The sequence below is a fragment of the Rhodococcus sp. KBW08 genome, assembly GCF_003852455.1.
Classification (GTDB): domain Bacteria; phylum Actinomycetota; class Actinomycetes; order Mycobacteriales; family Mycobacteriaceae; genus Rhodococcus_F; species Rhodococcus_F baikonurensis.
Genome location: NZ_QAJJ01000044.1, coordinates 1 through 14,093, shown reverse-complemented (window position 1 = coordinate 14,093; position 14,093 = coordinate 1). Strand labels below are relative to the sequence as shown.

The window sequence follows — 14,093 nt, the reverse complement described above, 5'->3', positions numbered from 1 at the left end:
TCGTCTCGCGCATAGAGTTGTGTGCGTGCCTACGCAAATTTCCGACATCCGCGACGCCGGTGCCAGCACCGCACTGCTCACCGATCAGTACGAACTGACCATGCTCTCGGCGGCTCTCGCCGACGGATCTGCCTTCCGTAACTGCAGTTTCGAGGTATTCGCACGGCGGCTGCCCGACGGTCGTCGCTACGGCGTCGTCGCCGGTACCGAACGCCTGCTCGACGCACTCGAGCAGTTCCGGTTCGGTGAACCGGAACTGGCGATCGTTGCGAAATTCCTCGACGACACGACGGTCGAGTGGCTGCGCAACTATCGATTCTCCGGTGACATCGACGGCTACCGCGAGGGCGACTTCTACTTCCCCGGATCACCGATTCTCTCGGTCCGCGGAACGTTCGCCGAGTGCGTCATCCTCGAAACCTTGATTCTCTCGATCCTCAACCACGACAGCGCGATCGCTTCGGCCGCAGCCCGCATGGTGAGCGCAGCGGGTGGCCGACGGATGATCGAGATGGGCTCGCGTCGCACACACGAACAGGCAGCCGTCGCCGCTTCACGTGCCGCCTATCTCGCCGGGTTCGACGCCACCTCCAACCTCGAAGCCGCGCGGCGTCACGACGTACCCAGCGCGGGTACCAGTGCACACGCTTTCACTCTCCTGCACACCACCGAGGACGGTCCGGACGAGGCTGCGGCATTCCGCGGTCAAGTCGCCGCTCTGGGCGTGTCCACCACCTTGTTGGTGGACACCTACGACATCACCGAGGGTGTGAAAACGGCTGTCGCCGTTGCCGGTCCCGAACTGGGCGGAGTTCGCATCGATTCCGGTGATCTCGGCGTCCTGGCTCGCCAGGTACGGCAACAACTCGACGACCTCGGTGCCACCAAGACGCGCATCGTCGTCTCCGGCGACCTGGACGAGTACGCCATCGCGGCCCTGCGGGCCGAACCCGTCGACTCGTACGGCGTCGGCACTTCACTGGTCACCGGATCGGGCGCGCCCACAGCGGGCATGGTCTACAAGTTGGTCGAGGTGGACGGGATCGCCGTCGAGAAGAGAAGCACCAACAAGGCATCTCGTGGCGGCGCCAAGAAGGCACTGCGCGTGGTGCGTCCGACCGGAACGATCGTCGAAGAAGTCATCTACCCCGCCGGCTCGCCCGCTCCGGTTTCCGAGGCGGACGGCGCGACCGAATTGTTGATCCCGTTGGTTCGCGAAGGCAAAGTCGTCGAGAGCGCACCGACGCTCGAAGAGAGCCGCGCAGTTCTGAAGGCTGGGCTCGTGAGCCTGCCGTGGGAAGGACTCAAGCTCTCGCGCGGAGACTCGGCAGTGCCCGTTCGATTCTCCGGAGGTGAGCACCGGTGAGTGCAAAAGCACTGATCGTCGTCGACGTTCAAAATGATTTCTGCGAAGGTGGCGCTCTCGCTGTCGACGGCGGTGCTGCGGTTGCGGCTGCCGTCAACGATTTCGTCAACTCCCACGAGTACGACGCCGTAGTCGCGACTCGCGATTTTCACATCGCCCCTGGGGCGCATTTCTCCGAGACTCCAGACTTCGTCGACAGTTGGCCGGTTCACTGCGTCGTCGGGACGGCCGGCGCCGAGTTCCATCCGGCGTTCGACGCCTCTGTCGCCGGTTCGGCGATCTTCTCCAAGGGCGCCTACAGCGCTGCCTATTCCGGTTTCGAGGGAGCAACCGAGGACGGCACGACGCTCGAGGACTGGCTCCGCGCCCACGAGATCACCGACGTCGACGTGATCGGCATCGCCACGGATCACTGTGTCAAGGCCACGGCCGTCGACGCCGCGCGCGCGGGGTTCGCCACGACGGTTCTTCTCCCCTTCACCGCTGGTGTGTCGACCGCCACGATCGAGTCGGCATTGGTGCAGATGCAGGAGGCGGGAGTGCAGCTGATCGGGCGAGACGAGGCGTCGTTGGAAGAAGACTCGAATGCCGGGGAACTACCCCGGGAATCATCCGTGGACGTTTCTGACGTAGGGATCCATTAACCTTCGTGGGTGGCCGATCAACTCCCGAACGTTCCCGAACTGCTCCAGACAGCGGTGCGGTCGCTCGGCGGTGCCGAACGAACCAGTCAGCTGACGATGGCGTCCGCCGTGGCGCACTCGATCGACACCGGCGAGCATCTTGCCGTCCAGGCCGGCACCGGTACCGGTAAGTCGCTCGCCTACCTCGTTCCGAGCCTGCGCCACGCGGTCGAATCGGGACGCACCGTGGTCGTGTCCACCGCCACCATCGCGCTTCAGCGTCAGCTCGTCGATCGAGATCTGCCGCGGCTCGCCGACGCACTGAAGAAGCCACTCGGCCGACGCGCCGAGTTCGCAATCCTCAAGGGCCGCAACAACTACCTGTGCATGAACAAGATCCACACCGGCGCGTCCGAGCAGCCGCCCGAGGACGAGTTGTTCGATCCGTTCACGGTCTCGCGTCTCGGCCGGGAGGTCGTACGCCTCACCGAATGGTCCTCCGACACCGAAACCGGTGATCGTGACGAATTGGTGCCGGGCGTGTCCGATCAGGCGTGGCGGCAGGTCAGCGTCACCTCCCGCGAGTGCATCGGCAAGAACCAGTGCCCGGTCGGTGAGGACTGCTTCGCCGAGCGGGCCCGAGTCGAGGCGTCGAAAGCCGACGTAGTGGTCACCAACCACGCACTGCTCGCCATCGACGCCATCACCGGCATCCAGATCCTTCCCGACCACGACGTCGTGGTGATCGACGAGGCCCACGAGTTGGTCGACCGCGTCACCGGCGTTGCCACGGCTGATCTCACTGCCGCCTCGATCAGTGCCGCGGCCAGGCGCTGCGGCAAGATCGCCGAAGAACAGGACGCCGACCGACTCGAAGCTGCCGGCGAGGGTTGGGCGGGGCTCCTCGAAGAATTACGGCCAGGTCGATGGGAAGGCCTCCCGGACGGGGCGGCGCCCGCACTGGCCGCGATCCGCGACGCGGCCTGGTCGCTGCGCACCGCTATCGGCCCGGCCAAACCGGGTATGGCGGCCGCAGACCCCGAAGCCGCTGCCGCCCGCAACGCCGCGCTCTCGTCCGTCGACGACGTCCACGACAGCGCCGTGCGCATTCTCACTGCTTTCGACGAACCCGACCCGGCCAAGCGCAAGGACGTCGTCTGGCTGTCCTCGGACGAGTTCCGCGGATCGGTGCGGCGCTCCGTCCGGATGGCTCCGCTCTCGGTCGGCGGGTTGCTGCGCTCACGACTGTTCGCCGAATCCACCGTCGTTCTCACTTCCGCGACACTGACCGTCGGCGGATCGTTCGACGGGCTCGCCGTCAACTGGGGTCTCCCCGCCGAATCGTCCGCGCGCCCCGACTCGGGTACCGCCATCGGAACCGAAGCCCCTTCCGACGCTTCGGCTTTCCGCTGGAACTCGCTCGACGTCGGGTCGCCGTTCGACCATGCCAAGGCCGGCATCATCTACATTGCCCGCCACCTGCCCACGCCCGGCCGCGACGGCCTCTCCCCGGTCTATCTCGACGAGATCGCCGAACTTGTCGAGGCTGCGGGCGGACGCACCCTCGGACTGTTCTCGTCGATGCGCGCCGCCAAAGCCGCGTCCGAGGCCATGCGCGAACGCCTCGACACACCGATCCTGTGCCAGGGCGACGACGCCACCGGCACCCTCGTCAAGGCCTTCGCCAAGGACGAACCCACGTCACTGTTCGGCACGTTGTCCCTGTGGCAGGGCGTCGATGTTCCGGGGCCGTCGCTGAGCCTCGTCATCTTGGACCGGATTCCGTTCCCGCGCCCGGACGACCCACTGCTGATGGCCCGCCAGCAAGCCATCGAATCCCATGGCGGTAACGGCTTTCTCAGCGTCTCGGCCAATCACGCGGCGCTGCTCCTGGCACAGGGCGTGGGCCGTCTGCTTCGCAGCACAGACGACAAGGGCGTGGTCGCCGTGCTCGATCCGCGTCTGGCCACGGCGAGGTACGCGGGTTACCTTCGCGCATCACTGCCTCCGTTCTGGGAGACGACCAACCCCGAAGTCGTCCGCAAGGCACTCACCCGCATCCGCGACTCGCGTCCCTGACCGAGTTTCACCCGGGCACAATTCTGCCCCGGTACCGACCGAACGGCCCGGGGCAGAAAGCACAACGTCAGACGTTCGGTGTGGTCACCAATCCGAGTTCGGACGCATTGACCAACAACCGGTGATGTGGCAGAACCCGTACGGTGTAGCCGACGGAGCCGGAGACCGGAAGGGCGACCTCGGCTTCGAAGATCTCGGTTCCGTCCTCGGCGCCGAAGTGTGTCATCGGGAACGTCACCACGTCGGTGAGTTCCTCGCCCGGGCTGACGCGTCCGAGAACTGCCTGAACCTCGACATCCGAGACCGACAAGCCGCCGAGGCGGACCTTGGCCGTCAACGAAATGGTCGCACCGATCTCCGGAGTGTCCGGCAGGCCGGAACCGTCCACCTGCTCGACGGCGACCGACGGCCACTGCGATTCGATGCGGCGACGGAACTCGGCCACCTCACGCGCACCGGCAAAATCATCCGCCACTACCGCTCGAGCTGATTCCGCCGAAGGGGCATAGTAGTCGACCGCGTAGTCACGAACCATGCGTGATGCCAACACTTTCGGGCCCAGATTCTCGAGGGTGTGGCGAACCCTCTCGACCCAGCGCGTCGGCAGATCGGCCGCATCACGGTCGTAGAACGTCGGCAGCACCGCGTGCTCGAGAAGTTCGTAGAGGGCGCTGGCTTCCAGATCGTCACGCCGCACGTCGTCGAGAACACCGTCGGCCGTCGGAATGGCCCACCCGTTCTCGCCGTCGTACATCTCGTCCCACCATCCGTCACGAATGGAGAGGTTGAGTCCACCGTTGAGCGCGGATTTCATGCCGGAAGTACCGCACGCCTCGAGTGGGCGAAGCGGGTTGTTGAGCCACACGTCGCAGCCCCAGTAGAGGTAGCGGGCCATGGACATGTCGTAGTCGGGCAGGAAGACGATGCGGTGACGGACATCCGCTTCGTCGGCGAACCGTACGACCTGCTGAATGAGTGCCTTGCCACCGTCGTCGGCGGGGTGCGACTTACCGGCCACCACCAACTGCACCGGACGCTCCTCGTCGAGCAACATCGCACGCAGACGCTCGGGATCACGCAGCATGAGCGTCAACCGCTTGTACGTCGGAACGCGCCTGGCGAATCCGACGGTCAAAACGTTGGGATCGAAAACTCCAGTGGTCCAGCCGAGTTCAGCCTCGGTCGCGCCGCGTTCCAGCCACGACGCCCGGACGCGACGACGAACTTCGTCGACCAACTTGCCGCGCAACGCATTACGTGTTTCCCACAGTTCCGTGGCCGACAACTCGTGCAGGCGCTCCCACCCGCGCGCTTCTTCGAGTTGCTCCTGCCCGACGATCCGCCTGGCCACGTCCATCCACTCCGGCGCCGCCCACGTCGGTGCGTGCACACCGTTGGTGACCGAACCGATCGGCACCTCGTCGGCGTCGAATCCCGGCCAGAGTCCGTTGAACATGTCGCGGCTGACGATGCCGTGCAACTTCGAGACGCCGTTCGCGCGCTGCCCCAGACGAAGGCCCATGTGCGCCATGTTGAAGATCGACGGATCGGATTCGCGCCCCATCCCGACGATGCGGTCGACGGTCAGGCCAGGAAGCAACGTCGATTCGTTCTCGCCGTTCGTGCCGCCGAAGTAATGGCGGACCAGATCTGCCGGGAAGCGGTCGATTCCGGCAGGTACCGGGGTGTGCGTCGTGAATACGGTTCCGGCTCGAACCGCGGCCAGAGCGGAATCGAAGTCCAGACCACTGGTGGTGACAAGCTCCCGAATCCGTTCGATACCGAGGAATCCGGCATGCCCCTCGTTCATGTGGAACACCTCGGGATCGGGCAATCCGTAAGCCGCGGTGTAGGCGCGGACCGCGCGCACGCCGCCGATACCCGCGAGGATCTCCTGCTTGATGCGGTGATCCTGGTCCCCGCCATAGAGGCGGTCCGTGACGCCGCGAAGGTCCGCGTCGTTCTCGGCGATGTCGGAATCGAGCAGCAGCAACGGCACTCGGCCGACCTGAGCGATCCACACTCGCGCACGAAGCACACGGCCACCGGGCATGGCCACGTGAATGACGACCGGAGATCCCTCGTCGGAGGCCGGGCCTGCGTCCGTCAGCAAACGAAGAGGCAACCCCTGAGGGTCGTGGGGTGGGTAGTGCTCGGCCTGCCAACCGTCGGCGGTCAGCGACTGGCGGAAGTAGCCGGATCGGTAGAGCAGTCCGACGCCGATGAGCGGCAGCCCGAGATCGGACGCGGCCTTGAGATGATCACCGGCAAGGATGCCCAATCCCCCGGAGTAGTTGGGCAGAACCTCACTGACCCCGAACTCCATGGAGAAGTACGCGATTCCGCCGGCCAACGACGTGCCCTTGGCCTGCTGGGACTGATACCAGCGCGGCGTACTCAGGTAAGCGTCGAGATCGGCTGCTGCAGTGTCGAGGTCACCGAGAAATGCCTCGTCGCTGCCGAGTTCGTCGAGCCGGGCGGGGTCGACTTCCCCGAGCATCCGGACCGGGTCGAACTGGACTGCTTGCCAGAGTTCGGGGTCGAGTCGCGAGAACAAATCCTGTGTCTCGGGATGCCACGACCAACGAAGGTTGGTGGACAGGGGGCCGAGCGCGGCGAGGCGCTCCGGAAGGTGGGCTCGGACAGTGAACCGACGCAAGGCTTTCACCCCGCGAACCCTAGTCGAGTTCCTTGCACTCTGTCTGGTGGAACCTCACGTCCGAGCCGACCTGACCACCGACGGACCCGAATTCGCCGTTATCAGCGCTCCGGCGCGACACCCACTACGGTTGAACCGGCGAAAGAAAGTTTTACCGCGATCCATCACCAGAAATGGAGCTTCCCGTGTCAGGACGCCTCGGTATCGACGACGTGGTACCCGAGATCTCGGGTAACTATCCGGCAAAGGCCGTGGTCGGTGAAGTCTTTCCGGTGCATGCCACCGTGTGGCGAGAAGGCCACGACGCCATTTCCGCAACTCTGGTGGTGCGTGGTCCGCGCGGAACCAAGCCGCTGCGTATTCCGATGGATCCCGGCACCGAACCGGACACCGTCGACGCGGTGTTCACGCCGTCCGCCGAAGGCATGTGGTCGTTCCGGATCGAGGCGTGGAGCGATCCCATCGCCACCTGGAAGCACGCGGTGGAAGCAAAGCTGGCCGTCGGGCAGGGCGCTGTCGAGTTGGCCAACGACCTGGAAATCGGTGCGCGCCTGTTCGAACAGGCCGCGCACGAGGTGCCGCGGGGCAACAGGTCCCGGCTCGAGGCCGTCACGGCGTCGCTGCGCAGCGATCAGGCGCTGACTGCTCGCGTCGCTCCGGCCTTCGCCTCCGACGTGGCCGAACTGCTCCGCGCCACTCCGCTCCGAGAACTGGTCACCAAGGGCGAGTCCCACCCCGTCGTCGTCGATCGCAACCGTGCGCTGTTCGGCTCCTGGTACGAGTTCTTCCCCCGCTCGACGGGTGGTTGGGACGAGAACGGGGTCCCGCAACACGGCACGTTCCGCACCTCGGCCGAGGACCTGCCCCGCATCGCCGCAATGGGTTTCGACGTCGTCTACCTACCGCCGATCCACCCCATCGGGGAGATCAATCGCAAGGGGCGCAACAACACCCTCACCCCCGAGCCCGGTGACGTCGGTTCGCCCTGGGCCATCGGCTCGGTCGACGGCGGGCACGACGCAGTCCACCCTCAGCTCGGCACCCTCAAGGATTTCAAAGCCTTCGTCGCCACCGCTCGCAAGCTCGATCTCGAAGTGGCACTGGATCTCGCACTGCAGTGCGCCCCGGATCATCCGTGGGCCAAGAAGCATCCGGAGTGGTTCAACGTCCTTCCCGACGGCACCATCGCCTACGCCGAGAACCCACCCAAGAAGTATCAGGACATCTACCCGATCAACTTCGACACCGATCCTCGCGGCCTCGACAAGGAGATCCTGCGAGTCGTCCGTCACTGGATCAGCGCCGGTGTCAAGATCTTTCGGGTCGACAACCCGCACACCAAACCGCCCAACTTCTGGGAGACGCTGATCTCGGAGGTCAAGAAGACCGACCCCGACGTCCTGTTCCTCGCCGAGGCATTCACCCGTCCGGCACGCATGTACGGCCTGGCGCGACGCGGATTCACCCAGTCGTACACGTACTTCACCTGGCGAGTGGCGAAGTGGGAACTCACCGAATTCGGCAACGAGTTGGCGGCGAAGGCCGACGAAGCCCGACCGAACCTCTTCGTGAACACCCCGGACATTCTGCACGAATCCCTCCAGCACGGTGGGCCCGGAATGTTCGCTCTACGAGCAGCTCTCGCCGCTACGCTGGCGCCGACGTGGGGCGTCTACTCCGGTTACGAACTCTACGAACACCAAGCCGTTCGCCCCGGCAGCGAGGAATACCTCGACTCCGAGAAGTACGAACTCCGTCCGCGCCGTTTCGCCGAAGCAGCAGCGAGAGGCGAATCGCTCGAGCCGTGGATCACCGCGCTCAACCGCATCCGGCGTGCACACCCCGCATTGCAGCAGTTGCGGAACCTGCACTTTCACCACATCGACAACGACGCACTGATCGCGTTCTCGAAGTTCGACGCCTCGACCGGCGACGCCGTCCTGACGGTGATCAACCTCAACCCGTTCGCGGCAGAGGAGGGCACCGTCTGGTTGGACATGCCGGCACTCGGACGCGAGTGGCACGACCACATGACCGTGCTCGACGAAGTAACCGGTGAGCAGTTCAATTGGGGCCAGGCCAATTTCGTCCGGCTCGAGCCCTGGCGTTCGGTGGCGCACATCCTCGCGCTCCCACCCGTTCCGTATCCGGCCCGGATCTCTCTGGCCTACCAAGCACGCAACGCGCACCGCGCGAGTGGAGGCAAGTGATGCCAACAGACAAGTCCCCTTCGGGTATCGCCCCGGACAGTCACGATCTGGATCTGCTGGCGCGCGGTGAACATCACGATCCACACAGCGTCCTCGGCGCACATCCCCACGCCGACGGGACCGTTCTGCGAGCGCTGCGTCCCCACGCCGAGTCCGTCAGCGCAGTCATCGGCGGCAAAAGCTTTCCCCTCGAACATGTTTCGAACGGCATCTTCGCTTCCTTGGTCCCCTATCCCGACCTGATCGACTATCGCTATTCGGTGACGTACCCGGGTGGACACACCGTTCTCGCGGCTGACCCGTACCGATTCCTGCCAACCCTCGGCGAACTCGACCTACACCTGTTCGGCGAGGGTCGCCACGAACGCCTGTGGGACATCCTCGGTGCACACCCGCGTTCTTACGAAACGCCGGACGGACCCGTCGACGGCACCTCGTTCGCCGTCTGGGCTCCGGCCGCCCGCGGTGTGACCGTCGTCGGCGATTTCGACGGGTGGGGAGGGCAATTCGCTCCCATGCGCGTCCTCGGCTCCACCGGAGTCTGGGAGATCTTCCTGCCCGACATCGCAGTCGGTTCGCTGTACAAGTTCCGAGTCCACGGACACGACGGCTCGGTTCGCGACAAGGCAGATCCGATGGCGTTCGGTACCGAGGTTCCACCGGCGACGGCCTCGCGGGTGACCACCAGTTCCCATGTGTGGAACGACGCTGCCTGGCTGGAAACCCGTGCAGGTGTCGACCCTTCACAGTCGCCGATGAGTGTGTACGAGGTGCATCTCGGATCGTGGCGCCCCGGTCTCGACTACCGGCAGATGGCCGAACAGCTGGCGGAGTACGTCACCGCAACCGGATTCACCCATGTCGAACTGCTGCCGGTCTCCGAGCACCCGTTCGGCGGATCGTGGGGATACCAGGTCACGTCGTACTACGCACCGACGTCCCGCTTCGGCACGCCCGACGATTTCCGGTGGTTCGTGGACCACCTGCACGCCGCAGGAATCGGCGTCATCGTCGACTGGGTACCCGCGCATTTCCCCAAGGACGAGTGGGCGCTGGCCCGTTTCGACGGAACTCCCCTGTACGAGCACGCAGATCCGCGACGCGGCGAGCAGTTGGACTGGGGCACATACGTATTCGACTTCGGCCGCCGCGAGGTCCGGAACTTCCTCGTCGCCAACGCGCTCTTCTGGCTCGAGGAGTTTCACATCGACGGACTGCGCGTCGACGCCGTCGCATCGATGCTGTACCTGGACTACTCACGTCCGGAAGGTGGGTGGACTCCCAACATTCACGGTGGCCGCGAGAATCTCGAAGCCGTTGCGTTCCTGCAGGAGATGAACGCAACCGTCCACAAGAACCATCGAGGTGTCGTCACCGTCGCCGAGGAGTCGACGGCGTGGCCCGGAGTCACTCGGGCAACCAATGTCGGTGGCCTCGGGTTCAACATGAAGTGGAACATGGGGTGGATGCACGACACCCTCGGGTTCCTCGGTCACGACCCGGTGCACCGGACCTACCACCATCACGAGATCACTTTCTCGCTGATGTACGCGTGGAGCGAGAACTACCTGCTACCGATCAGCCACGACGAGGTGGTGCACGGCAAGGGGACTCTGTGGACCCGGATGCCCGGCAACGACTTCGCCAAGGCGGCAGGTCTTCGATCACTGCTTGCGTACATGTGGGCGCATCCGGGCAAGCAACTGCTGTTCATGGGACAGGAGTTCGGCCAGAGCGCGGAATGGTCCGAAGAACGCGGCCTCGACTGGTGGCAGCTCGACGATCAGTACACCGGCACTCTCCATCGCGGCGTCCAGCGACTGGTCGGCGATCTCAACTCCGCGTACCGACGCCATCCGGCAATGTGGACCCTCGACACCTCGCCCGGTGGATACTCCTGGATCGACGCCAACGACACCGAGAACAACGTCCTCAGTTTTCTGCGTTACGGTACTGACGGTTCGATTGTCGCCTGCCTGTTCAACTTTTCGGGCAGTGAGCACTCGAGCTACCGCGTCGGGCTACCAGAGCCCGGCCGATGGGTGGAAATTCTCAACACCGATGCCGAGGTGTACGGCGGCTCCGGAGTCGGGAACCTCGGAGCGGTCACGGCAACGTCGCGTTCGTGGCATGGTCGGCCAGCCTCCGCACAGGTGGCGCTGCCAGCTGCTGGAGCGATTTGGATAAGTCTGGAGCGTTGATGGTCGGCCGGCGAGTAGTCATTGTCACGTCGTCACTGTTGGCGGTGGCCGCACTGCTCGCCGGTTGTGCCGGCGGAACGAACGGTCACGCCGTCTCGATTTATCACGACCCGTTCCGTGTCGCCGGACTCGACGCGACAGCGGGACCAAGTGGGTTGCGTCCGGGAGCCCCCAATGCCGACCGAGCAATCACCGGTACCGACGGTGGGGACATCGACGCCCTGGCGGCCAACGCCATCACCGACATCGAAACCTACTGGGCCGCCGAGTACCCGGCTCTGTTCGACAAGCCCTTCGAGCCGGTCGACGAGCTGATCTCGTGGGACCCCACCGAATCGAACGGACCGGACTTCTGCGAGGAGACCACCGAAGAACTCATCAACGCCGGGTACTGCAGCATCGATCACACCATCGGTTGGGATCGCGAACTGCTGCTGCCCGAGGTTCGAGAGAAGTTCGGCGAAGTGGCCGTCGCGTTCATCTTTGCGCACGAGTACGGCCACGCGGTTCAACGCAAAGCCGGGATCGTCGGCGGTAAACGAGATGCGGCCCTGGTGCGAGAACAGCAAGCCGACTGTTTCGGGGGCGCCTTCCTGCGGCACGTCGCGGAGGACAAGGCCGCACACTTCACGATGAACACCTCCGACGGACTCAACAAGGTGTTGGCGTCGGCCGTCGCCATCCGCGACGAAGACCCTAATGATCCTGAGAGCCATCATGGTTCGGCTTTCGAGCGCGTCACCGCCACTCAGATCGGCTTCACCGACGGCGCCGGTGCGTGCGCGAAGATGGACGCCGACGAAATCGAGTCACGACGCGCAGACCTCCCGCAGCAGTTCGCCGAAGGCAACGACTCCGGAGAACTGCCTGTCACCGAGGCAACTCTCGACGAGTTCGTGAAGACATTCCAAGCGATCTTCGATCTACCCGAGCCGCCGAAGGTTGTGTTCACCGGCGCCGACACCGGGTGCAGCGATGCCGTTGCGACCGAACCCGTGTCGTACTGCCCGTCGACGAACACCATCGGAATCAGCGTCGACGACCTTGCCGAGCGCGGCACGCCGGGTCGCGTCGGGCGACGCGAGTTGATCCAGACCAACATCACCGGTGACTACAACGCCTACGTCCTGCTCGCGTCGAGGTACACCCTCGCGATGCAGAAGGAGAACGGCCAATCTCTCGACACCCCGCAGACTGCCTTGCGCGCCGCCTGCCTGTCCGGCGTCATCACCGCAGCGCTCAGTCCCACCAACGCCGCGGCGTCCGGCGCACAGGTCACACTCTCCCCCGGCGACCTCGACGAAGCCGTATCGGGGCTGCTGACCGACGGCCTCGCCGCCAGTGACGTCAACGGTGAGACGGTTCCGAGTGGGTTTGCGCGCGTCGACGCGTTCCGGACCGGTGTACTCGGTGGCCGGGAAGTGTGCGACAGCCGCTACACGGAGTAGCGGCTGCCGGTCCACACGTCAGTAGAGAGCGGAAGCCAACTTACGTCGGGCCGCGATGACGATCGGTTCTGCCGGGTCGAACAGTTCGAACAGTTCGAGCAAGCGCGTCCGAGCAGCAGCCTTGTCGTCGCCGGCAGTTCGCGAGACCACCGAGATCAAGCGGGCGAACGACGCCTCGGGTTGCTGGGCGAACATTTCCAGGTCGGCCGCAGCGAACTGCAATTCGAGATTGGACGGATCAGCATCCGCGGCCGCAATCGACTCGGGATCGACGCCCTGAACCCGAGCCATGAACTTCACCTGGCGGACAGCGCTCTTGGCCTCCGCGTTGTTGGGTTCGGCGTCGAGAATCACCTGGTACGCAGCGATGGCGGCGTCGAGATCGCCCTCGTCCAGCGCGGTTTCAGCTGCGACGAAGCGAGGGTCCTCGACCTCCTCCACGGGCTCGTCACCGTCGGGCACAGGCCCACTCAACTTGCCCTCGACAGCTTGGAGCACTGCGTCGAACCACTGACTGAGCTGCGCCTCCGGCTGAGCGCCCTGGAAATCGGCCAACGGCTGACCTGCCGCGACGGCAACAACCGTCGGCACCGACTGGACGCCGAACGCCTGCGCGATACGAGGGCTCACGTCGACGTCGACGTTGGCAAGAATCCACTTGCCGCCGGCACGCGCGGCCAATGATTCGAGAACTTCGGTGAACACGACCGAGGGCTCGTATGCGCGGCCACCGATGTTGACGATGACCGGCACCTGGCTCGACTTGAGCAGGACCTCGCTTTCGAAGTTCTCCTCGGTCACCTCGATCACTGCCCCGGAGACAGCAGAAACGGCCCCGTCGCCGCTGGTGTTACGCGGCGGTGGTGGGGCCGTGGCCCGCTCTTTGAAGGCGGACAAGTCGACTGCGCCGCTCATGGCGGCAGCAACTGCGGACGAACGCGCGGGGGGCCTGGAACCTGGTCGAGTCACGACTCCCAGTTTGTCACGAGTTGCGCGGAGCTACGTAGAGGGATGCAGCACTCAGACGAGCGCAGCGTTTCCCTTGGATGCCTCGAACTCCGTGGACAGTTCGCCGAGCTTGCCGTTTCGCACTGCCCAGCGCTCGAATATGACGGTGCCGAACGGCGGAACGCTCGAGATCAGCGCAAGGATCGTGGTCTTGATGTCCCACTTGAGCGACCACGCGGTCAGGAGGGCAACAACGATGAACACCAGGAAGCCGGCGGTTCCGTGAACCATTCCGGGGATGCGAATCGCTTCTTCGTGTCCGAGGACCCACTTGAAGAACATGGCAACCAGCAAAGCCGCCCAGGTCACAGCTTCCCACCACGCCACCAGACGGAAGCGTTTCGCGGGAGTGGATACGTCAAAGATGTTCGCCATGAGGCCATTGTGCCCGAACAACTACGACGCCCCGTAGTTGTGTGAGGAAAACCACGGGGCGCCGCTGAGCGAGAGCACTGGTTCAGGTGTATTGAGACACTCAGGCCTTGGGGACGCGGATGAT

Annotated in this window: 9 protein-coding genes; 6 read left to right on the top strand and 3 right to left on the bottom strand. The window is 64.8% G+C overall.

Annotation, left to right across the window (positions count from 1 at the left end; genetic code table 11):
* The first annotated feature begins 25 nt into the window (after nucleotides 1-25).
* The 3 genes from DBV08_RS31480 to DBV08_RS31470 are packed head-to-tail and all read left to right on the top strand — an operon-like array spanning nucleotide 26 to nucleotide 4,068.
* On the top strand, nucleotides 26-1,366 hold the full coding sequence (locus DBV08_RS31480) for a nicotinate phosphoribosyltransferase (RefSeq protein ID WP_185565010.1): 1,341 nt from the start codon (nucleotides 26-28) through the stop codon (nucleotides 1,364-1,366).
* A complete protein-coding gene (locus tag DBV08_RS31475; RefSeq protein ID WP_124570015.1) occupies nucleotides 1,363-2,010 on the top strand; it encodes an isochorismatase family protein in 648 nt (215 codons plus the stop codon). Before DBV08_RS31480 ends, DBV08_RS31475 begins: the two co-directional genes overlap by 4 nt.
* 9 nt (nucleotides 2,011-2,019) lie before the next feature.
* Nucleotides 2,020-4,068, top strand: a complete 2,049-nt coding sequence (locus DBV08_RS31470; RefSeq protein ID WP_058038870.1) for an ATP-dependent DNA helicase — start codon at nucleotides 2,020-2,022, stop codon at nucleotides 4,066-4,068.
* A 67-nt stretch (nucleotides 4,069-4,135) separates the two neighbouring features.
* Here DBV08_RS31470 and glgP read toward each other — a convergent pair whose 3' ends face one another.
* A complete protein-coding gene (gene glgP / locus DBV08_RS31465) occupies nucleotides 4,136-6,736 on the bottom strand; it encodes an alpha-glucan family phosphorylase (protein ID WP_095973026.1) in 2,601 nt (866 codons plus the stop codon).
* A 176-nt stretch (nucleotides 6,737-6,912) separates the two neighbouring features.
* Here glgP and DBV08_RS31460 point away from each other — a divergent pair, with 176 nt between their 5' ends.
* The 3 genes from DBV08_RS31460 to DBV08_RS31450 are packed head-to-tail and all read left to right on the top strand — an operon-like array spanning nucleotide 6,913 to nucleotide 12,586.
* Complete coding sequence (locus DBV08_RS31460; protein WP_095973096.1) at nucleotides 6,913-8,937, top strand: alpha-1,4-glucan--maltose-1-phosphate maltosyltransferase; 2,025 nt, start codon at nucleotides 6,913-6,915, stop codon at nucleotides 8,935-8,937.
* Nucleotides 8,937-11,138: a 1,4-alpha-glucan branching protein GlgB gene (gene glgB, locus DBV08_RS31455; protein WP_095973025.1), complete on the top strand. Its 2,202-nt coding sequence runs from the start codon at nucleotides 8,937-8,939 to the stop codon at nucleotides 11,136-11,138. Before DBV08_RS31460 ends, glgB begins: the two co-directional genes overlap by 1 nt.
* Nucleotides 11,138-12,586 (top strand): neutral zinc metallopeptidase, encoded by a 1,449-nt coding sequence (locus tag DBV08_RS31450; protein ID WP_095973024.1) that lies wholly within the window; start codon nucleotides 11,138-11,140, stop codon nucleotides 12,584-12,586. The genes glgB and DBV08_RS31450 overlap by 1 nt, the downstream gene beginning before the upstream one ends.
* 18 nt (nucleotides 12,587-12,604) lie before the next feature.
* Here DBV08_RS31450 and DBV08_RS31445 read toward each other — a convergent pair whose 3' ends face one another.
* Both DBV08_RS31445 and DBV08_RS31440 read right to left on the bottom strand, forming a co-directional pair.
* On the bottom strand, nucleotides 12,605-13,501 hold the full coding sequence (locus DBV08_RS31445) for a tetratricopeptide repeat protein (protein WP_166813667.1): 897 nt from the start codon (nucleotides 13,499-13,501) through the stop codon (nucleotides 12,605-12,607).
* 105 nt (nucleotides 13,502-13,606) lie between these two features.
* Entirely contained in the window at nucleotides 13,607-13,969 is a 363-nt protein-coding gene (locus DBV08_RS31440; RefSeq protein WP_020908283.1) for a DUF3817 domain-containing protein, read from the bottom strand.
* Nucleotides 13,970-14,093: the final 124 nt, after the last annotated feature.